The organism is Sphingomonas sp. Leaf28 (genome assembly GCF_001421685.1).
GTDB classification, from domain to species: domain Bacteria; phylum Pseudomonadota; class Alphaproteobacteria; order Sphingomonadales; family Sphingomonadaceae; genus Sphingomonas; species Sphingomonas aurantiaca.
This window is the reverse complement of record NZ_LMKX01000007.1, coordinates 742,320-760,984: the sequence shown is the minus strand read 5'-3', so window position 1 is coordinate 760,984 and position 18,665 is coordinate 742,320. Positions and strand designations below refer to the sequence as shown.

Genomic DNA, 18,665 nt, shown 5'->3' with positions numbered 1-18,665 from the left:
GGCGGGGTCACGCGGCGGGGCTTAGCTCAGCGCGCGCGTGAACAGCCGCGCGAGGCGGGCGGAGAAGGCGCGGGGGTCGAGCGGGCGCTCGCCATCCGCGATCTGCGCCTCGTCGAACAGCAGATGCGCGGCGTCCTCGCGCAGCGCGGTCTCGTCCTCGCCGAGCGCGGCGAGCCTGGCGATCAGGTCCGAGCGCGGGTTGATCTCGAGCACCGGCTTGGCAGCGGGCATCGCTTGGCCGCTTGCCGCGAGGATCCGTTCGAGTTGGCGGTCCATGCCGCTATCGGCGGCGACGAGGCAGACTGCGCTGTCCGTCAGGCGCTCGGAGGCGCGAACCTCCGACACCGTATCGGCGAGCGTCGTCTTCATGAACGCGATGAACGCCGCGACGTCGGGCGTGGTCTCGGCAGTCGGCTGCTCGGCGCCGTCGAGGAGCGGGATGAGGCCGAGATCGGCAGCGCCCTGCGTGACCGATTTGAACGGCTTGCCGTCGGAATCGATGCCTGCCGACACCCAGAACCCGTCGACCGAGTCCGGCAGCAGCAGCACCTCGATCCCGCGCGCGCGGAACCCTTCGAGTTGCGGCGAGGCTTCGAGGCGATCGAGATCGGTGCCGACCGCGTAATAGATCGCGGTCTGGTTGTCCTTCATCGCCTCGACATAGTCGGCAACCGAGCGCCATGCCCCGCCGGACGTGGTGGTCTTGAACCGCGCGAGCTTGAGCAGCGCGTCGCGGCGCTCGAAATCCTCGTACAGCCCCTCCTTCAGCACCGCGCCGAAATTCTCCCAGATCTTGGCGTATGCCTCGGGATCGCGCGTCGCGAGCTTGTCGAGTTCGGCGAGCACGCGGCCGGTGACGCCCTTGCGGATTGCGGCGAGCATCGGGCTCTCCTGGATCATCTCGCGCGAGACGTTCAGCGGCAGGTCGGACGAATCCACCAGCCCGCGCATGAAGCGGAGGTAGCGCGGCAGGACCTCGGCATCGTCGGTGATGAAGACGCGCTTCACGTACAGCTTCATCCGGCCGTTGCGATCGGGATCGAACAGGTCGAACGGCTTGGCGCCGGGGACGAAGGCGAGCACCGAATATTCGTGGAGCCCCTCCGCCCGGTAGTGGAGCGTCAGCGCGGGCTCGTCGAACTGGCCCGAGACGCTGCGATAGAAATCGGCATAGTCTTCGGGGGTGATGTCCGACTTGGGCTTGGTCCAGAGTGCTGCGCCGTCGGCGATGTCGACCGGCTCGGCATCGGGCTTTTCGCGCAGCGTGATGGGGACGGGCACATGGCCCGACTGGTCCTTGATCAGCCGCTCGACGGTGTAGCGATCGGTGAACGACGTCGCGTCTTCGAGCAGATGGAGCACGACGCGGGTGCCGCGCGCGGGGGCCTGCGCGACGTCGACGGGTGCGATCGTGTAGGTGCCCAGACCGTCCGACGACCAGACCGATGCGGTGTCGGCGCCTGCGCGACGCGAGACGACGTCGACCTTCGCGGCAACCATGAACGCCGAATAGAAGCCGACGCCGAACTGCCCGATCAACTGCGCGCCTTCGCTGCCGCTGGAGGCGGCGATGCGGTCCATGAACGCCTTGGTGCCGGACCGGGCGATCGTGCCGAGCGCCTCGGCCATGTCGTCGGCGGTCATGCCGATGCCGTTGTCCTCGATCGTCAGCGTGCGCGCGTCGGGATCGAGCGTGATCGCGATCTGCGTGCGCGCTTCGTCACCGAGCAGGTCGGGGGCACTCAGCGCCTCGTACCGGAGCTTTTCGCAAGCATCGGCGGCGTTCGAGATCAGTTCGCGCAGGAAGACGGTCTTATCCGAATAGACCGAGTGCACCATCATGTGCAGCAGCCGCGCGACATCCGCCTCGAACGCGTGCGTCGCGGTGGGCGTATCGGTGGTCTGCGGGGTCTCGGGCTCGGTGGATGCGGTGTCTGTGGTCATGATGCGGAATGACTTTCGCTGGAATTCTATGGGCGAGAGTTGGACGGGGACCGTAACGAATTCAAGAGGCGGCGGCGGGTACGCTGGCAGAGGACCGACGGACGCGCCATAGGTGGCGGTGCTGGCGTGGCAGAAGGTCGCGCGCTGCGAAGGGGCGGGACGTGACCATGCGAAGAGTTTTCCGGTTTGGCGTCGGCTGGGCGCTGATCCTTGCTCTCGCCGTGCCCGTTGCGGCGTCTTCGGGACGCGATGCGCCGACGAAGCGGCTCGTGCTGATCGACGATGACGTGGTCGGGCTGAGCGGTGCGCCTGCACTGTTGCTCCAGGCGCCTGATGTCGAGGTGCTGGGCATCACGACGACCAGCGGTTCGGTGTGGCGCGATACCGCCACCGCCTATGCGCTGCGCACGGTCGAGATCGTCGGGCGTACCGATGTGCCGGTCGTGCCGGGTGCGACCTACCCTCTGCTCAACAATGAAGCCGCGACCGCGCGGTGGGAGGCGCTTTATGGCCGGCTCGAGTTCAAGGGGCCGTGGACTGCGCCAGCACCGGGGGGTGCGAGCGGGTCGGAAGCGGGGACGCCGTCGCCCGCGGTCGTCCCGAGCCTGTCGATCGGCAATCCCGTCACCAAACCCAGCAGCGAGATCGCCGCGGCGTTCCTCGTCCGGATGGTGCGGGCGCACCCGCACCAGATCACGCTGTTCGCGACTGGGCCGATGACCAACATCGCGATCGCGCAGAGCCTCGACCCGAGCTTTGCCGCGAACGTGAAGGAGCTGGTCTATATGGGGGGCAGTCTGAGCCCACGGCAGACGCTCGACACGCCGGCGGCCGCTGCGTTCGCGCGTGGTTTTCTCGATACGCCGCGGCGCGAGTTCAACATACGCTGGGATCCCGAGGCGGCGCGGATCATGGCGCATGGCGCCTGGCCCAAGGTCACGATGGTGCCGATCGATCCGTCGACCGGGACGCAGTGGACCCGGGCTTTCCTCGAAAGCCTGAAGCCTGCGCACACCACGCTCACCGATGCGCTCCAGACCGGGCTCGAACCGGGGTTTCCGATGTGGGACGAGATCGCGGCGATGGTCTGGCTCGAGCCCGGAATCGTGACGCGCGCCGAGACGCTCTACATCGATTTCGACACCAGCCAGACCGCGGGATATGGCGACACGCTGTCGTGGCAGGCGGCGGACCGCCCGCATCTGGGCGAACGCGCGCAGACCGTCGTGTTGCGCGTCGACCGGGCGAAGATGGAGACGGCGATGCGCGCGCTTTACATGCGGCGCGTCAGGCGCTGAGCCGACCGGCGCGGCGTGGGGCAAAGATGTCGCGGTGGCGGGTAAAAGCGCATCCAGCCTGATCCCGCCTATTGCAGCGCGTTACAGCGGTGTTACCGATCCACGACAGATCCGGGGCACACGGATCGACGCCGGAGGATGTTCGAAACCCAAGGGGGGACCATCCATGATTCGCTTGCCCGTTCGTACGTCTGTTATCGCCCGCCTGCTCGCCGCGAGCGCGCCGCTGCTCGTCTTCGCCGCGCCTGCCGCCGCCCAGGATCAAGTGGCGGCTGGCCAGGCCGTCGCCGATCCCGCCGCCGACCAGGGCGTGGGCGAGATCGTCGTCACAGCGACCCGCCGGCAGGAATCGTCGAAGGACGTGCCACTCGCGGTCACCGCGATCAGCGGCGAGAAGCTCGACGTTCTGAACTCGAGCGGTCTCGACATCCGGTTCCTCGCCGGCCGGACGCCGAGCCTCCAGGTCGAATCGTCGTTCGGCCGCACCTTCCCGCGCTTCTACATCCGCGGCCTCGGCAACACCGATTTCGATCCGAACGCCGCGCAGCCGGTGTCGGTGGTGTATGACGATGTCGCGCTCGAAAATCCGATGCTGAAGTCGTTCCCGGTGTTCGATCTGCAGAGCGTCGAAGTGCTCCGCGGCCCGCAGGGGACGCTGTTCGGGCGCAACACGCCGGCGGGCGTCGTGAAGATCGATTCCGCCAAGCCGAACCCGGACAAGGTCTCGGGCTATGCGACCGGATCCTGGGCGACGTACAACACGATCAACGGCGAGGCAGCGATCAACCTGCCGATCGGCAACGGCTTCGCGTTCCGCGCATCGGGCCTGATCCAGTCGCGCGACGACTGGGTCACCAACGATTCCACGACGGGCAATGCTGACCGCAAGCTCGAAGGCTATCGCGATGTCGCCGGCCGCTTCCAGCTCGGCTATACGAGCAGCGACTTCAACGCGTTGCTGAACGTGCACGTCCGTGACCTGACGGGCTCGCCGCGTATCTTCCGCGCCGGGCTGTTCAAGCCGGGCACCAACGACTTCAACACCGGCTTCGACCCCAAACACGCCACGCTCGACGGCTATACCAGCCAGAGCCTGACGCAATGGGGCACCAACCTGCGGCTCGACTATCATCTCGACGGCATCGGCACTTTCTACTCGGTCACCGGCTATGAGCAGGCCAAGGTCGAGAGCACCGGCGACGTCGACGGCGGCAACAGCTATCCGTTCACCGGCGGCACGATCGGCGCGATCGGCGTGGGGCTGTTCCCGTCGAACACCGGCGGCCTCACCAAGCCCAAGGAGTTCAGCCAGGAGCTGCGCTACGCCAGCGAGGACATGAACGGCATCCGCCTCCAGGGCGGGCTGTATTATTTCCACCAGACGCTGCGCTATCATCAATATGACTATGCGTTCGGCGGCACCGGATCGCGCGCGACCGACCTGACGCAGGACGTCTTCCACGACAATCGCAACGAGAATTACGGTGCCTTCGCGTCGATCGAGGCCAAGCCGACCGAGCTGCTGACGTTGCGCGCGGGCGTCCGCTACTCGCACGACTATCGCAACGACCTGGTCACCGCACCGATCCCCGGCACGGGGATCAGCGACACGTTGCCGGCGCGCGCGGTCGTCCGCGGATCGAACGTGACCTGGGACGCGAGCGCGACCTATGAGCTGACCCCGACGATCAACGTCTATTCGCGGCTCGCGACCGGCTATCAGGGGCCGGCGATTCAGGACCGCGTGACGTTCGGCAGCGTCCAGAGCACCGCGCCCAAGCAGACGACCTTCTCGGGCGAGAGCGGGTTCAAGGGCACGCTGCTCGACCGCAAGGTGAACTTCTCGCTCGACGCCTATTGGTACGACACCAAGGACCTGCAGATCACCGCGGTGGGCGGTAACAGCAATTCGGCACGGCTGATCAGCGCGAACAAGGCGATCGGCTATGGCGTCGAGGGCGAGTTCGAGGCGCGGCCGGTGCCCGAATTGTCGCTGACGGCAAGCGGCAGCTACAACTTCACCGAGATCCGCGATCGGTCGATCGGCGTGGGGGTCTGCGCGACCTGCACCGTGCTCGATCCGATCGTGAACGGGTTTGCGATGATCGACGGCAACGACCTGCCGCAGGCACCGCGCTGGATCGCCAACTGGACCGCGCGCTACGGGATCCCGCTGGCCAATGGCGGCGAAGTCTATGCCTATACCGACTGGGTGTATCGCAGCCGCGTCAACTTCTTCCTGTACGAAGCGGTCGAGTTCAGGGGCAAGTCGTCGCTCGAGGGCGGTCTGAAGATCGGCTATAAATTGCCGCAGGGCTATGAGGTCGGCGCGTTCGTGCGCAACATCACGAACCAGTATCGCAGCATCAGTGCGATCGATTTCAACAACCTGACGGGCATGATCAACGAGCCGCGGATCATCGGCGGCCAGTTCAAGGTCGCCTTCTAGGATCAGCGTTCGACGATCCGGTCCGCGATAGGTTCGCGGTGCTGCCAGTCGCGGCGTTCGAGCTCGGGGACCGCCGACGGGTCCTCGGGGTAGCCGAGGCACAGCACCGCGATCAGCGTCCAGTCGTCGGGTACGCGCAGCATTGCGGCGACCGTCGCCGGATCGAGGATCGAGACCCAGCCAAGCCCGATCCCGCGCAGCCGTGCCGCGAGCCACAGCGTGTGGATCGCCATCACCGTCGAATAGCGGAGCGTCTCGGCCATCGTCGTGCGGCCGAGACCGTGGCCGGCGCGCGGGGCCTCGTCGGAGAAGACGGCGACGATCTCGGGTGCTTCGCGTAGGCCGTGGAGCTTGAGCGAACGGTAGCGGGCGCGGCGATCGGGGTCGGGCTGCGCGTCGGCGGCGTCCTGGTTGGCGGCATCGACGTGATCGGCGAGGCGCGCGCGCAGACTGGGCGAGCGGAGGCGGACGAACCGCCACGGCTGGGCGTTGCCGACAGACGGCGAAAGCGCGGCGGTTTCGAGCAGCGCGTGGAGATCGCCCTCGGCGATCGGCGTCGTGCGGAAATGGCGGACGTCGCGGCGCCAGCGCAGCAGCGTATCGAACTGCGCGGCGAACGCGGCGGGGAAGACCGGCGGTGGCTCGGGCGTCATGCGCCGGCCGGCGTGCGCCGCAGGAGATAGATGTCCATGATCCAGCCGTGCCGCGCGCGTAGCGCCGCGCGGTCGGCGACGATGCGCGGGCCGACCGTTGCGAGTGGACCGCTGGCAAGCTCTTCGTAGGCCATGCCAAGATAAGCGCCCCACCATATCGTCACACCCGCAGGGTCGAGCGTGTCGAACGCGCAACCGCCGTCGAGCATCACCGCGAGCGTGTCGACGCCGCTCGGCCAGCCGGTTTCGCGGAGCCGGCGGCCGGTGGTGATCAGTACGGGCGCGGCGACGTCGTTGAGCGGGATCGCGTGCGCGGCGGTCAGCGCCTGGAGACTGGTGATCCCGGGAACTACGGTGACCGTCATCGCCATCCCGCCAGCGCGCAGGCGATCGGCAATGCGCAGCGTGCTGTCGTAGAGCGACGGGTCGCCCCAGACGAGCAGCGCGAGGCGTCCGCCGTTCGGGAGATGCGCTGCAATCTGCGCGGCCCAGGCGTCGGCGATCGCGTCGTGCCACTGGTCGACGGCGTCGCGATAGGGAGCATCGGGGTCGCGGTCGGGGAGGTCGAACGCGATCACCTGCGTCTGCTCCGTCAGGACCTCGGCGCACAGGGCGCGGCGGACGTCGATCAGATCGGACTTCGCATCGCCCTTGCGCGGCAAGAGGATCAGGTCGGCGGCGTTCATCGCGGCGATCGCGGCGCGCGTGAGGTGGTCGGGGTTGCCGGTGCCGATGCCGATGAGGTGGAGATCGATCATTCGGCGTCCATCAGCGGGCCGTAGAGGATGAGCGCGGGCTTGCCGGAGAACCCCGCCTGCAGGCGTGCGGCGAGCTCGGCGATCGTCGAGCGTGTCAGCGACTGATCGGGGTGGCCGACATTTTCGGCGATCAGCGCAGGCGTGTCGGGCGAGAGCCCGCTTGCGATCAGCGATGCCGCCAGCGCGGGAAAGGTACGCTTGGGCATGAACACGACCGTCGTCGCATCGGGATCGGCGAGCGCGGCCATGTTGCGCTGCTCGGGCAGGTCGCCGGTGACGTCGTGGCCGGTGACGAACTGGACTCGGCGTGCGCTGAGGCGGCGGGTGAGCGGGATCTGCGCGGCGGCGGCGGCGGCGCTGGCGGCGCTGACCCCGGGAATGATCTCGAACGGGATCCCTGCTGTCCTCAGCGCGACGATCTCCTCTTCGAGGCGGCCGAACACGCCTGCGTCGCCCGATTTGAGGCGGACGACGCGGATGCCTGCCTGCGCATACTCGACCAGCAGCTGCGAGACGTGCGCCTGGGTCGGCGACGGGCGACCTGCGCGCTTGCCGACCGCGACTAGGTCCGCACCGGTGCGCGCATGGCCGAGCACGGCGGAGGACAGGTCGTCGAACAGCACCGCGTCGGCGGATTGCAGACGGGCAACCGCCTTCAGCGTCAGCAGTTCGGGATCGCCGGGGCCCGACCCGACGAACGAGACGAAACCGGTCATGCTTCGCCTGCGATCATGTGGAAGAAGCTGCCCGAGACGTGACAGCGATACGAGCCGGTCTCGGCGACCGCGGTGCCCTGCGCATCGGTGACGTGCGCGAGCGGGGCGTCGGGCTGGTCGAGGATCGTTGAATAATGGAACTCGTGCCCGGTGAGCGCCGCCCCCGCCGAAAAGCCGCCCATCGGCGCATGGAGCGTCGCGCGGCGATAGCCCAGATGCATCTTGCGCTGCGCGTAGCTGGTGACGAGCCCGAGCAGCCCCGCCATCCGGTGACGCGTGCCATCGGCATCGATGAGCGCCTCGCCGAGCGCCATATAGCCACCACACTCGCCGTGGACCGGCCGCGTGTGCGCGTGCACCGCGAGCGCCGCGTGGAAGTTGCCTGCCTGTGCGAGCGTGCCGGCATGGAGTTCGGGATAGCCGCCGGGGAGCCAGACGAGATCGGCGTCCGCGGCAGGCGCCTCGTCGGCGAGCGGCGAGAAGGGCAGGATCTCCGCACCGGCGCGCCGCCAGGCTTCGAGCACATGCGCGTAGGTGAACGAGAAGGCGGCGTCCTGCGCGAGCGCGATGCGCTGGGCGGGCGGGCGTATCCAGCTCTGCGCGGCTGTCGGCCGGGCGCTGGCGGACGCGGCGGCGCGGAGCGCTGGGATGTCGACATGCGCGCGCAGGAAGGTCGCATAGTCGTCGATCCGGGCGTCGAGGTCGGGATGCTCGGCGGCCTGCACGAGGCCGAGGTGACGCTCGGGCAGCTTCAGGTCGCCGCGTCTCGGCAGGCTGCCGAAGACGGGAATGCCGACCGCCGCCATGCCGCTGCGCGCAAGCCGGTCGTGGCGCGGGCTGGCGACGCGGTTGAGGATGACGCCCGCGATCGGCACGTCGGGATCGTAGCGGCTGAACCCAAGTGCAGTCGCCGCGGCGGACTGTGCCTGGCCGGAGACGTCGATCACCAGCACGACCGGCCAGCCCATTCGGCGCGCGATATCGGCACTGGCGCCGTTTCCGGTCGCACCCGGCGTCGCGACCCCGTCGAACAACCCCATCGAGCCCTCCGCCAGCGCGAAATCGGCGTCGTCGGCCTTGGCGGCGAGCGTGTCGAGCATTGGCGCGGGCATCGACCAGCTATCGAGGTTGAACGACGCGCGACCGCTCGCTGCGCGGTGGAAGGCGGGATCGATATAGTCCGGGCCGCTCTTGAACGGCTGGACCGAGAGCCCGTCGTCGCGCAGCGCGCGCAGGAGGCCGAGCATGACGGTCGTCTTGCCGGTGCCCGAGGCTGGCGCGGCGATGAGCAGGCCGGGGGTCATGTCAGGTCTCCAGCGAACTTGGACTGCGCGGATTGCGGGCGGAAGCGACGGTCATAGCCTGTCGCATAGAGGCTGCTGTCGGCAAAATCGCGCGGCGAGATCGCCTGGCCGACGAGGATCAGCGCCGTGCGATCGGGCTTGCCCTCGATCGTCGCCGCTATCGTCGCGAGCGTCGCGCGTTCGATCTGCTGGTCGGGCCAGCTGGCGCGCCAGACGATCGCGACCGGGCACTGCGCGCCATACGCCGGCGTCAGGTCCGCGATCACCTGCGCGAGGTTGTGGACCGAGAGATGGATCGCGAGCGTCGCGCCGGTGGCGGCGAAGGCGGTCAGCGTTTCGGCGGGGGGCATCGCGGTCGCACGGCCGGGGGTGCGGGTCAGTACCACCGATTGTGCGACGCCGGGCAGCGTCAGTTCGATCTCCAGCGCGGCCGCGGCGGCGGCGAAGGCGGGCACGCCGGGCGTGATCGTGACCGGGATGCCGAGCGCGCGGAGCCGACGGAGCTGCTCGCCCATCGCCGACCAGATCGACAGGTCGCCGGAATGGAGGCGCGCGACGTCGTGGCCGGCGTCATGCGCGGCCTGGATCTCGGCAATGATGTCGTCGAGCGAGAGTGGTGCGGTGTTGATGCGGCGCGCGCCGGGCGGGCAATGATCGAGCATCGCCGCGGGGATCAACGAGCCTGCGTAGAGGCAGACGGGCGACGCTGCGATCAAGTCGCGGCCGCGCAGCGTGAGCAGATCGGGCGCGCCGGGGCCTGCACCGATGAAGTGGACGGTCATGCTGGGAGTCCTTGGGCGATGGCGCAGGTCGCCATTCGGTCGGGCGAGATGTGGCGGGTGGCGAGCAACCGCGCGCCGGGCCCGGCGGCGGCGAGCGCCGACGCCTCGGCGACGCTGCCCGCGCGTCGTGCCGCGAGGCTGGCGACCGACTGTGTTGGCGTGTCGGTACGCTGCAACGTGCCGGGTGATACCGCGATCACGGGGAGGCCAAGCGTTTCGGCGAGGGCGGACACCAGCGCCAGCTTGTCGTGCGGTGCCGCGACCGCCGTCACATCGGGGTGCCCGTCCTGAGCCTCGCGGAGCGCCGTACGCAGCGCGTCGAGAGTGGCGTCGCGACGAAATCCGAACCCGGCGACGATCACAGAACGACGCTCCACTGCACGACCGGATAGCTTGCCCGCCAGCCGCGGCGGGAGCCGAGCGGGGCGGCCTCGGACAGCTCTATCCGCAGGAGCGTGCCGCCTTTCGACGCATGCCAGGCGGCAAGCAGCGCTTCGGATTCGAGCGTGACGGCGTTGACGACGAGGCGCGTGCTGGTGGGGAGCATGCTCCAGAGCGCGTTCAGCACCGCGTCCGACAGTCCACCGCCGATGAAGACGGCATCCGGCGCGGGCTGGCCGTCGAGCGCGTCGGGCGCGCGGCCTTCGACGACGCGGAGGCGATCGACGCCGAGCGCGGCGGCGTTGCTTCGGACGCGGTCGGCGCGGAGAGGGTGGGCTTCGAATGCGGTCGCCTGCGTGGACGGATGCGATCGCAGCCATTCGATACCGATCGAACCCGACCCCGCGCCGATGTCCCACAGCGTCTCGCCGGGCTTCGGCGCGAGCGCGGACAAGGTCAGCGCGCGGACGGGGCATTTGGTGATCTGGCCGTCATGCTCGAACCAGCTATCCGCCAGCCCGGAGACGCATGGCAGCACCGAGCCATCGCCAGCAAACGCTATGCCAACGGCGACCGGGTGCGCGACGTCGTCGTAGTCATAGGCGGCGGCGGTCGTTTCGCGGATGCGCTCGCGCGGTCCGCCAAGCGCTTCGAGAACGTGACACGCCGAGGCGCCGAAGCCGAGTTCGTCGAGATAGCGTGCCAGTGCCCCGACCGCCTCGCCGTCGCGGACGAGGACGAGCGCGCGGCGACCCAGTGCGATATGCGGGCGCAGGCGTGCGAGCGGCGCAGCGTGGAGACCGAGGCATGTCGTATCGTCGATCGGCCAGCCGAGACGGGCGGCGGCAAGCCCGAACGTCGAGGGTGCGGGATGCGCGACCCACTCCGTCGGGGCGAGATGGCGGGTTACCGCAGTGCCTGCGCCGAACCAGAACGGATCGCCCGACACGAGCATCGCGACACGGCGACCGCGTTGGTTCAGCAGGCGTGCGATTCCGGCGTCGAACGGGACTGGCCACGGCATGACCGCGCTCCTAAGATTGGGCAGCAGCGCGAGATGGCGGGGCGCGCCGGTGACGAGCTCAGCCTCGTCCAGCGCCGCTTTTGCCGATGCGGACAGGCCGTCCGCGCCGTCTTCGTTCAATCCGATGATCGTCAGCCAGGGAATGTCAGTCATGTCGAACATCCTGGTGCTGGGCGGCACGACGGAGGCCAGCGCACTCGCTGCGATGCTGGCGGCGCGCGGCGATACGGCGGTGCTCAGCTATGCCGGGCGCGTGGCAAGCCCGAAGGTTCAGCCGATCCCGACGCGGGTTGGCGGCTTTGGCGGTGTCGAGGGGCTGGCCGCCTATCTCCGCGATCACGGCGTGACGCATCTGGTCGACGCCACGCATCCGTTCGCCGCCCGGATGAGCGCGAATGCCGTCCTCGCCGCTGCGCACGCGGGGGTCGCGCACATCGCGCTGACCCGGCCCGCCTGGGTGCCGGTGGCGGGCGATCGGTGGACTCGCGTTGCCGATATCGAGGCGGCGGTCGCCGCACTCGCCGGGCCGCCGCAGCGCGTGATGCTGGCGCTCGGACGACTTCATGTCGATGCGTTCGCGGTGCAGCCGCAGCACGCGTATCTGCTGCGGTTCGTCGATACGCCCGACCATCCGCCGGGGTTGCCGCGGCATCATCTTGTGGTCGACCGGGGACCGTTCGACGCCGAGGGGGACCGGCGGCTGATGGAGGCGCACGGGATCGAGGTCGTGGTCTGCAAGAATGCGGGTGGGACCGGTGCCGACGCCAAGCTGCATGCCGCGCGCGCGCTCGGGCTGCGGGTAATCATGATCGATCGGCCGGTCCTGCCGGCGCGGCTGGAGGTGCATGCGCCGGCGGCGGTCCTGCGCTGGATCGATCATGGTGCCGACCGCGGCGTGTAAAGGATCGGGCCGGCGGGGCGTTCGATGATTCGTGTGAGGCTGGAGCCGATGATGATCATCGTCCGCATGTCGGCCATCTCCGCGCGCGCTGCGGGCAACGCGACGATGCGTAAAGTTTCGTCCGGGGTGGAGACGGCGCGGGCGAACAGGACCGGACGATCGTCCCGGCAGGTCTCGCGGAGGATCTCGAAGACACGGATCAGCGCATCGGGTCGCGCCTTCGAGCGAGGATTGTAGAAGGCGATTGCGAAGTCGGCTTCGGCAGCGAGGCGCACGCGGCGCTCGATCAGCGGCCAGGGCTTGAGATTGTCCGACAGGTTGATCGCGCAGAAATCATGTCCGAGCGGCGCACCCGCGCGCGCGCTCGCGGCAAGCATCGCGGTGATGCCGGGGAGGACGCGGATGTCGAGGTCGCACCACTGCGGCGGGCCGGCCTCGAGTGCTTCGAACACCGCGGCGGCCATGGCGAAGACGCCCGGATCGCCGGACGATACGACGACGACGCGGTGGCCCTCCGCCGCGAGTTGGAGCGCGTGCGTGGCGCGGTCGAGTTCGACGCGGTTGTCGCTCGGGTGGAGCGTGAGACCTTCACGCGGCGCGACCCGCGCGACATAGGGGATGTAGCCGATGACGTCGGTCGCATCGGCGAGCGCGGCGGTGACCTCCGGCGTCACGAGTGCGGTATCGCCGGGGCCGAGGCCGGCGATCGCGAGCGAGCCGGTCATGGGCGCCGCCCCTGGCCGTGGATCAGCAGGATCGAGAAATAGGGCGTGATCGCGTCGGCATCGCACAGCCGGGTGACCCGCTGATCGGCCATCGCGGCGTATTCGACCAGCCATGCCTCGTCCTCGCGCCCGGCGGCGGCGACCGCGCGGCGGAGCTTGTCGAGGTGGCGGCCGATCTTCATCACCACCAGCGCGTCGGTGTCGCGGATCCGGCGGACCAGATCCGCCTCCGGCAGCGTGCCCATCAGGACCGTGAGCACATCGTCGCCCCAGGTGATCGGCGCGCCGCTCGCGGTCCATGCGCCCGACATCCCGGTGATGCCGGGGACGACCGCGACCGGTGCGATCGTCTGGAGGCGCGTATAGAGGTGCATGAACGAGCCGTAGAAGAACGGATCGCCTTCGCAGAGCACGACGACGTCCTCGCCAGCGCGTGCGAGGGACGCGAGATGGTCGATACAGCGGCTGTAGAAGGCCGACAGGCAGTCGTTGTAGCGCGGGTCCGATACGGGAATCTCGGTGGTCACCGGATATTCCATCGGGAATTCGACCACATCCGCGCGGAGCATGCCTTCGACGATCTTGCGCGCCTGCCCAGGACGCCCGGCCTTGCGGAAATAGGCGACGTGGCGCGCAGTCCGGACGAGGCGATCCGAACGGACGCTCATCAGGTCCTGCGCGCCCGGCCCCAGCCCGACGCCGTGGATCATGCCACCCGGTCGCACCGCGGTCATTCGGTGCCGCTCGCCAGCGCGTTGATCGCCGCCACGGTGATCGCGCTGCCGCCCATCCGGCCCTCGACGACGACGCAGGGGACGGGCTGGTCGGTCCAGAGCGCCGCCTTCGATTCGACCGCGCCGACAAAGCCGACCGGGCAGCCGATGATCGCAGCAGGGCGCGGGCAATCCGGGTCCTCAAGCATGTTGAGCAGGTGGAACAGCGCGGTCGGCGCGTTGCCGATCGCGACGACCGCGCCGGCCAGATGCGGGCGCCAGAATTCGAGCGCGGCGGCCGATCGCGTGTTGCCCATCGCGCGTGCGAGATCGGGCGTCTCGGGGGCGTGCAACGTGCAGACGATGCGGTTGTCAGCGGGCAATCTGGCGCGCGTGATGCCTTCGGTGACCATGCGTGCATCGCAGAGGATCGGGGCACCCGCATGGAGCGCGCGGCGCGCATCGACCGCGAAGCTCGGCGAGAAGCGGATATGCTGCGCGAGGCCGACCAGCCCGGCAGCGTGGATCATGCGGACGGCGACCGGCTCTTCCTCGGGTGAAAACCGGGCGAGATCGGCTTCTGCGCGGATCATCGCGAACGACTGGCGATAGATCGCCCCGCCGTCGGTTTCATAGGCGTACGGCATTCAGGCGGCTCCGAACTGGGCGAGGATCTGCGCGGTATCGAGTCCCGCGCGGGAAGGGGGTGCACCGGCGCGCGCATCGAACGCGAGGTCGTAGCGGCCGTCGCAACCTGTCAGCGTGACGTCCGCCGGGCCAGCGCGCGCACACCCCTTGGCGCATCCGGAGACGTGGAGGCGTCCGACGACGTGCGGCGCGAGGCGGCGGGCGAGGGTGCGGGTCTCGACCGTGGCTTGCGGGCAGGCGGGGGCGCCGACGCAGGCGTCGGTGCGGAGCAGCGCCGTGGACGGCGTGGTGATGAAGGCGGCGGGATCGGGTGTAGCCGCGAGCGGCGACTCCGTTTCCAGGACCGCGATATGCCAAGGCGTCAGGCGGATCGCGCGGATCGCGGGCTCGACCTCGAGCAGGCGGGTGAGCGCCGACGCTTCGATGCGACCGAAGGGCAGCCCGAGCGCGTGCGGGCCGGGTTCGAGCCGGGGTGCGGACCCGGCGGGGGCGATCGTCGCGGCGGCCCAATCCGGCAGCGGTGCGTGATGACGCGCCATGCGCCCGCTGGCGGTGCCGCCACTGTCGACGAACCAGCGGGCGAGCGCGATCAGTCGGTCGACTTCGGTGCCGGGCGACAGCGGCCTGCCGTGATCCCGGCCGTCGGCGCGGAGGATCAGGTGGCCGCTCGCGGCGCGTTCGATCCGGAAGTCCGCGGATGCGTCCGCGAGCATTGGCGTGACGCCCGCGTCGATCGCGAAGCCGACCTTGCCGGGAAGGTCCGGCAGCTCGTGCAGTCGGGCGTGCAATTCGGAAGCGATGCGGTGCGTGTCGTCGCCTTCGCGCCAATCGGGAGCGACGAGGATGTTGGCGCGGGCCTCACGCGCCGTATCGGGGTCGATCAGGCCGAGTTCGAGCATGGCGTCGATCAACGGGCGCCACTCGTCGTCGGAAACGCCCCGGATCTGGAGGTTGGCGCGGCTGGTGACGTCGATCTGGCCGCTGCCGTGGCGAACTGCAGCGGCGCACAGGCCGATGGTCTGCGCCCGGGTCAGGCGGCCCAGCGGCGGGCGGATGCGGACGAGCAGGCCGTCGCCGGCCATCATCGGGCGCCACGCATCGGGGCACCAGCCCTTGACGACGAACCCGCTCATGCCGGCAGGTCGAGCTGCGCGAGGATCGAGTTGCGGCGCGTCGGCCAGAGACCGGCGGCGTGGAGCGCGGCGAAGCGCGCCTGCATCGCCGCGAGCGCTTCGGAGTTGGCCTGGGCGAGGAACGCCAGAACGTCGTCCCGGCCGAGCGTCGCATCGTGATAGAGGTCGATCAGTTCGGGGCGGACTACGCCTGCAAGATGCGCGAACGCGCCGAGATGGTCGAGCGTCGCGGCGATCTCCGCACCGCCGCGAAAGCCGTGGCGCATCATGCCATCCACCCAGCCGGGATGCGCGCGGGCGTGGACGACGCGGGCGATCTCTTCCTTCAGCGGGCGGGCCCTGGCCTGGCTCGGGTCGCGCGCGTCGAGATGGTAGAGCGTGGCGTTTCCACCCGCGATCGCTTGCGCGGCGGCGAAGCCCGCTTCGTGCGCGGCATAGTCTGCCGCGAGGAGCAGGTCGGTCTCGGGCAGGTCCTGCACGTGGACGAAGGCGTCGGCGGCGGCGACGCGGTCGCGGATGCCGATAGGGTCGAAGGTGTCGTTGCCGTCGTCGAACGCGTGGGCGGAGGCCGACAGCCACGCCTTGCCGGCATCGAGGCGCGCGTCGGGCGTATAGGTCTCCGCGGCGTCGCCCATGCTCAGGCCGTAGCGGCCCGGTTCGGGACCATAGACGCGCGGCGTCGACGGTCTGCCGACGAACGGGTTCCAGTCCGCGGGTTCGTCGCGCACGCCGAGCGCGCGCACCGCCTGGCCGAACATCGTGCACAGCGTCGGGAAGGCGTCGCGGAACAGCCCGGATATGCGCAGCGTGACGTCGATGCGGGGCCGGTCGAACGTGGGAAGCGGGAGGATCTCGACGCCCGTCACGCGGTCGGACTGCATGTCCCAGACGGGTTCCGCACCGAGCAGATGGAGTGCCATCGCGAACTCCTCGCCCGCGGTGCGCATCGTCGCCGACGCCCAGAGGTCGATAACGAGCGTGCGGGGATAGTCGCCATGGTCCTGCAGATGGCGGCGGACGAGTTCGTCGGCGAGCGTCACGCCCTGGCGATGCGCGGCGCGCGACGGGACGGCGCGTGGATCGGTGGTGTACAGGTTGCGGCCGGTCGGGAGGACGTCGGATCGACCGCGCCACGGCGAGCCGGACGGGCCCGAGGCGACGCGTTTCCCCTGGAGCGCCGACAGCAATCCCACGCGTTCCGCCGCCCCGTGCTCGCCACGGCCATAGATGTGGAGACCGTCGCCATATTGGCTCTCCTTCACGTCGCACACGAACGTGTCGATGCGCGTGATCGCGTCCGCGGGCGACTGCGCGTCGTCGAGCCCCAGCGTCGCCGCGAGGCCGGTGGCGGTCGCTTCGTCGCGAATGTCGCGCTGCAACCGATCACGCCGCGCGGGATCAAGGCCGTCGGCATTGGAGAATTCGTCGAGCAGCGCTTCGAGGCGGCCAAGCCCGGCGCCGGTGCGCGTTCGTTCGAGCGGCGGCGGGACATGGCCGAGCGTGACCGCGCCGATGCGGCGTTTGGCCTGCGCGGCTTCGCCGGGATCGTTGACGATGAACGGGTAGATGACGGGCATCGCCGCGGTCAGCGCCTCGGGCCAGCACCCGTCGGACAGCGCGACCGACTTGCCGGGCAGCCATTCGAGCGTGCCGTGCGCGCCGACATGGACCAGCGCATCGATCCCGCGGGCGTGCAGCCAGAGGTAGAAGGCGACATAGGTGTGCGACGGACAGCGGGACAGATCGTGATACTCGTCCGCGCGGTCTTCGCTGCGGCCGCGTTCGGGTTGCAGCGCGATCAGCGCGCCGCCCTGGTCGATCGCGGTGAAGCCGAAGTCTTCACCAGGCTCGCCCCAGACGTCGTGAAGCTCCTGGCGGAGACCCGCGGGTAGCTTTGCGAGCGCGGTCCGATACGCGGCGAGCGGCCAGTATATCCGCGCCGTCGCAAGGTCGCGGTCGTCGGGCGTGATCGCATAGCCGGCGGCGGTGAGATTGGCGAGGATCGCCTGCGTCGACGCCAGCGCGTCGAGCCCGACGGCGTGCGCCATCTGGTACGCCTTGCCGGGGTAGGTCGACAGGACGATCGCGATGCGGTGATCGGCAACGGGCTTGCTGGCGAGGCTGATCCACGCTGCGATGCGCGCGGCGATGGCGGCGATGCGGTCCGGGTCGGCGCGGTGTTCGCGGCGGGTATATTCTAGATCGCCGTCCCGGGCTGCGGCTTCCTTGAAGCTGGCGACGCCGGCAAACAGGCGGCCGTCCACTTCGGGCAGGACGACGTGCATGGCGAGGTCGGCAGGCGACAGGCCGCGCGTTGCGCCCGCCCAGGCTGCGCGGTCGGAGGTCGACAGCGCGATCTGGAACACCGGGACTCCGGCACCGTCGAGCGGCGTGGCGTCGGTCGCCCCGCGCGCGGAGAAGGCGGTGGCGTTGACGATCGCAGCCGGCGCCAGCACGCCCACCCAGCGCGCCAGCCAGCCGGCTGCGTCCGGCGCTTTCAGCGAGGGCGCGAACAGCCCGATGACGTCGAAGCCGCGCCCGGTCAATTCGCCGTGGAGCGCTTCGATCGGGTGGAGATCGGCCGCGGTGAGATACGAGCGGTAGAAGACGATCAGCACGCGTGGCCGCTTCGCCGTCAGCGCGAACGCGGCGGGGCAGGTCACGCCGTCCTGCGGCTGCCATCCCCCCACGTCGGCGATCGCGCGGACCCCGGCGACCGGGCCGGCATAGCAGCCCGCGGCGAGCGCGAACTGCGCCAGCGCCGCGTGCGCCGCGACCGCCCCGCCGGTATCGCACAGCGTCGCGAGCTGGCGCAGCGTCGAGACCGGGATCGTCGAGGCGGCATCGAGCCGCGTATCGATCCGACCGTCTGCGGCGAGGACCGCCAACGCGATGCCCTTTTCCCGCGCGAGATGTTCGACCTGTTGCAGGCCGTAGCTCCAATAGGACCGCCCGCCGATTAGCCGGATCAGGATCCCCTTCGCGCCCGCCAGCGTCTGCTCGACATAGGTGTCGACCGACAGCGGGTGCTGGAGCACCGCCAGGTTCGCGAGGCGCAGTGACGGCAGGCGCCGCCCGGCGGCATCCGCACGCCGCCAGCCCGCGGCGAACGCGCCGAGGTCGCCGTCGGAAAAGGACAGGACGACGAGGTCCGCGGGGGATTGCGCGAGATCCTGCGGGACCGCGTTTTCCTCCAGCCCGTGGGTCTCGCGGAAGACGACGTGCATCGTGGCGCC

16 protein-coding genes are annotated in these 18,665 nt (G+C 69.6%); 3 read left to right on the top strand and 13 right to left on the bottom strand.

Annotated elements, in window-relative coordinates; translation table 11 throughout:
• Positions 1-21: 21 nt before the first annotated feature.
• Complete coding sequence (htpG, locus tag ASE79_RS09840; protein ID WP_056415329.1) at positions 22-1,944, bottom strand: molecular chaperone HtpG; 1,923 nt, start codon at positions 1,942-1,944, stop codon at positions 22-24.
• Positions 1,945-2,111: 167 nt separating this feature from the next.
• On the opposite strand from htpG, the gene ASE79_RS09835 reads away from it, so the two are divergent.
• Positions 2,112-3,242, top strand: coding sequence for a nucleoside hydrolase (locus ASE79_RS09835; RefSeq protein WP_056415326.1), 1,131 nt, complete (start codon positions 2,112-2,114; stop codon positions 3,240-3,242).
• 166 nt (positions 3,243-3,408) lie between these two features.
• Positions 3,409-5,691 (top strand): TonB-dependent receptor, encoded by a 2,283-nt coding sequence (locus ASE79_RS09830; protein WP_235516841.1) that lies wholly within the window; start codon positions 3,409-3,411, stop codon positions 5,689-5,691.
• A 2-nt stretch (positions 5,692-5,693) separates the two neighbouring features.
• On the opposite strand, the gene bluB is transcribed toward ASE79_RS09830, so the two are convergent.
• From bluB to ASE79_RS09795, 7 genes are read right to left on the bottom strand one after another with little or no spacing between them, the layout of a single operon-like run.
• Positions 5,694-6,344 (bottom strand): 5,6-dimethylbenzimidazole synthase, encoded by a 651-nt coding sequence (gene bluB, locus ASE79_RS09825; protein WP_056415324.1) that lies wholly within the window; start codon positions 6,342-6,344, stop codon positions 5,694-5,696.
• A complete protein-coding gene (cobF, locus tag ASE79_RS09820) occupies positions 6,341-7,102 on the bottom strand; it encodes a precorrin-6A synthase (deacetylating) (protein WP_056415321.1) in 762 nt (253 codons plus the stop codon). The genes bluB and cobF overlap by 4 nt, the downstream gene beginning before the upstream one ends.
• Positions 7,099-7,818, bottom strand: coding sequence for a uroporphyrinogen-III C-methyltransferase (gene cobA, locus ASE79_RS09815; RefSeq protein WP_056415319.1), 720 nt, complete (start codon positions 7,816-7,818; stop codon positions 7,099-7,101). Before cobA ends, cobF begins: the two co-directional genes overlap by 4 nt.
• Positions 7,815-9,122 (bottom strand): cobyrinate a,c-diamide synthase, encoded by a 1,308-nt coding sequence (locus ASE79_RS09810; RefSeq protein ID WP_056415316.1) that lies wholly within the window; start codon positions 9,120-9,122, stop codon positions 7,815-7,817. The genes cobA and ASE79_RS09810 overlap by 4 nt, the downstream gene beginning before the upstream one ends.
• Positions 9,119-9,904 (bottom strand): precorrin-4 C(11)-methyltransferase, encoded by a 786-nt coding sequence (cobM, locus tag ASE79_RS09805; protein ID WP_056415313.1) that lies wholly within the window; start codon positions 9,902-9,904, stop codon positions 9,119-9,121. Before cobM ends, ASE79_RS09810 begins: the two co-directional genes overlap by 4 nt.
• The gene (locus tag ASE79_RS09800) at positions 9,901-10,281 is read right to left on the bottom strand and encodes a cobalamin biosynthesis protein (protein ID WP_235516840.1); all 381 of its coding nucleotides are present in this window, start codon (positions 10,279-10,281) and stop codon (positions 9,901-9,903) included. The genes cobM and ASE79_RS09800 overlap by 4 nt, the downstream gene beginning before the upstream one ends.
• Positions 10,263-11,471: a bifunctional cobalt-precorrin-7 (C(5))-methyltransferase/cobalt-precorrin-6B (C(15))-methyltransferase gene (locus tag ASE79_RS09795; RefSeq protein ID WP_056415307.1), complete on the bottom strand. Its 1,209-nt coding sequence runs from the start codon at positions 11,469-11,471 to the stop codon at positions 10,263-10,265. Before ASE79_RS09795 ends, ASE79_RS09800 begins: the two co-directional genes overlap by 19 nt.
• Between ASE79_RS09795 and ASE79_RS09790 the strand changes: the two genes are divergently transcribed.
• Positions 11,461-12,210, top strand: a complete 750-nt coding sequence (locus tag ASE79_RS09790; RefSeq protein WP_056415866.1) for a cobalt-precorrin-6A reductase — start codon at positions 11,461-11,463, stop codon at positions 12,208-12,210. The two genes, ASE79_RS09795 and ASE79_RS09790, sit on opposite strands and share 11 nt — an antisense overlap.
• On the opposite strand, the gene cobJ is transcribed toward ASE79_RS09790, so the two are convergent.
• The 5 genes from cobJ to cobN are packed head-to-tail and all read right to left on the bottom strand — an operon-like array spanning position 12,186 to position 18,656.
• Positions 12,186-12,935, bottom strand: coding sequence for a precorrin-3B C(17)-methyltransferase (cobJ, locus tag ASE79_RS09785; protein ID WP_056415304.1), 750 nt, complete (start codon positions 12,933-12,935; stop codon positions 12,186-12,188). The genes ASE79_RS09790 and cobJ overlap by 25 nt on opposite strands.
• On the bottom strand, positions 12,932-13,669 hold the full coding sequence (gene cobI, locus ASE79_RS09780; RefSeq protein ID WP_056415300.1) for a precorrin-2 C(20)-methyltransferase: 738 nt from the start codon (positions 13,667-13,669) through the stop codon (positions 12,932-12,934). The genes cobJ and cobI overlap by 4 nt, the downstream gene beginning before the upstream one ends.
• Complete coding sequence (locus tag ASE79_RS09775; protein ID WP_056415297.1) at positions 13,666-14,295, bottom strand: precorrin-8X methylmutase; 630 nt, start codon at positions 14,293-14,295, stop codon at positions 13,666-13,668. Before ASE79_RS09775 ends, cobI begins: the two co-directional genes overlap by 4 nt.
• The gene (locus tag ASE79_RS09770; protein WP_056415295.1) at positions 14,296-15,429 is read right to left on the bottom strand and encodes a cobalamin biosynthesis protein CobG; all 1,134 of its coding nucleotides are present in this window, start codon (positions 15,427-15,429) and stop codon (positions 14,296-14,298) included.
• Positions 15,426-18,656 carry a cobaltochelatase subunit CobN gene (gene cobN, locus ASE79_RS09765; RefSeq protein WP_056415291.1) on the bottom strand — a complete coding sequence of 1,077 codons (3,231 nt, stop codon included), beginning with the start codon at positions 18,654-18,656 and terminating at the stop codon, positions 15,426-15,428. Before cobN ends, ASE79_RS09770 begins: the two co-directional genes overlap by 4 nt.
• Between the last annotated feature and the right edge of the window lie 9 nt (positions 18,657-18,665).

Coding starts and splice junctions, on each gene's coding strand:
- htpG (WP_056415329.1), bottom strand. CDS start 1,944: ATGACCACAGACACCGCATCCACCGAGCCCGAGACCCCGCAGACCACC.
- ASE79_RS09835 (WP_056415326.1), top strand. CDS start 2,112: ATGCGAAGAGTTTTCCGGTTTGGCGTCGGCTGGGCGCTGATCCTTGCT.
- ASE79_RS09830 (WP_235516841.1), top strand. CDS start 3,409: ATGATTCGCTTGCCCGTTCGTACGTCTGTTATCGCCCGCCTGCTCGCC.
- bluB (WP_056415324.1), bottom strand. CDS start 6,344: ATGACGCCCGAGCCACCGCCGGTCTTCCCCGCCGCGTTCGCCGCGCAG.
- cobF (WP_056415321.1), bottom strand. CDS start 7,102: ATGATCGATCTCCACCTCATCGGCATCGGCACCGGCAACCCCGACCAC.
- cobA (WP_056415319.1), bottom strand. CDS start 7,818: ATGACCGGTTTCGTCTCGTTCGTCGGGTCGGGCCCCGGCGATCCCGAA.
- ASE79_RS09810 (WP_056415316.1), bottom strand. CDS start 9,122: ATGACCCCCGGCCTGCTCATCGCCGCGCCAGCCTCGGGCACCGGCAAG.
- cobM (WP_056415313.1), bottom strand. CDS start 9,904: ATGACCGTCCACTTCATCGGTGCAGGCCCCGGCGCGCCCGATCTGCTC.
- ASE79_RS09790 (WP_056415866.1), top strand. CDS start 11,461: ATGTCGAACATCCTGGTGCTGGGCGGCACGACGGAGGCCAGCGCACTC.
- ASE79_RS09795 (WP_056415307.1), bottom strand. CDS start 11,471: ATGTTCGACATGACTGACATTCCCTGGCTGACGATCATCGGATTGAAC.
- cobJ (WP_056415304.1), bottom strand. CDS start 12,935: ATGACCGGCTCGCTCGCGATCGCCGGCCTCGGCCCCGGCGATACCGCA.
- cobI (WP_056415300.1), bottom strand. CDS start 13,669: ATGACCGCGGTGCGACCGGGTGGCATGATCCACGGCGTCGGGCTGGGG.
- ASE79_RS09775 (WP_056415297.1), bottom strand. CDS start 14,295: ATGCCGTACGCCTATGAAACCGACGGCGGGGCGATCTATCGCCAGTCG.
- ASE79_RS09770 (WP_056415295.1), bottom strand. CDS start 15,429: ATGAGCGGGTTCGTCGTCAAGGGCTGGTGCCCCGATGCGTGGCGCCCG.
- cobN (WP_056415291.1), bottom strand. CDS start 18,656: ATGCACGTCGTCTTCCGCGAGACCCACGGGCTGGAGGAAAACGCGGTC.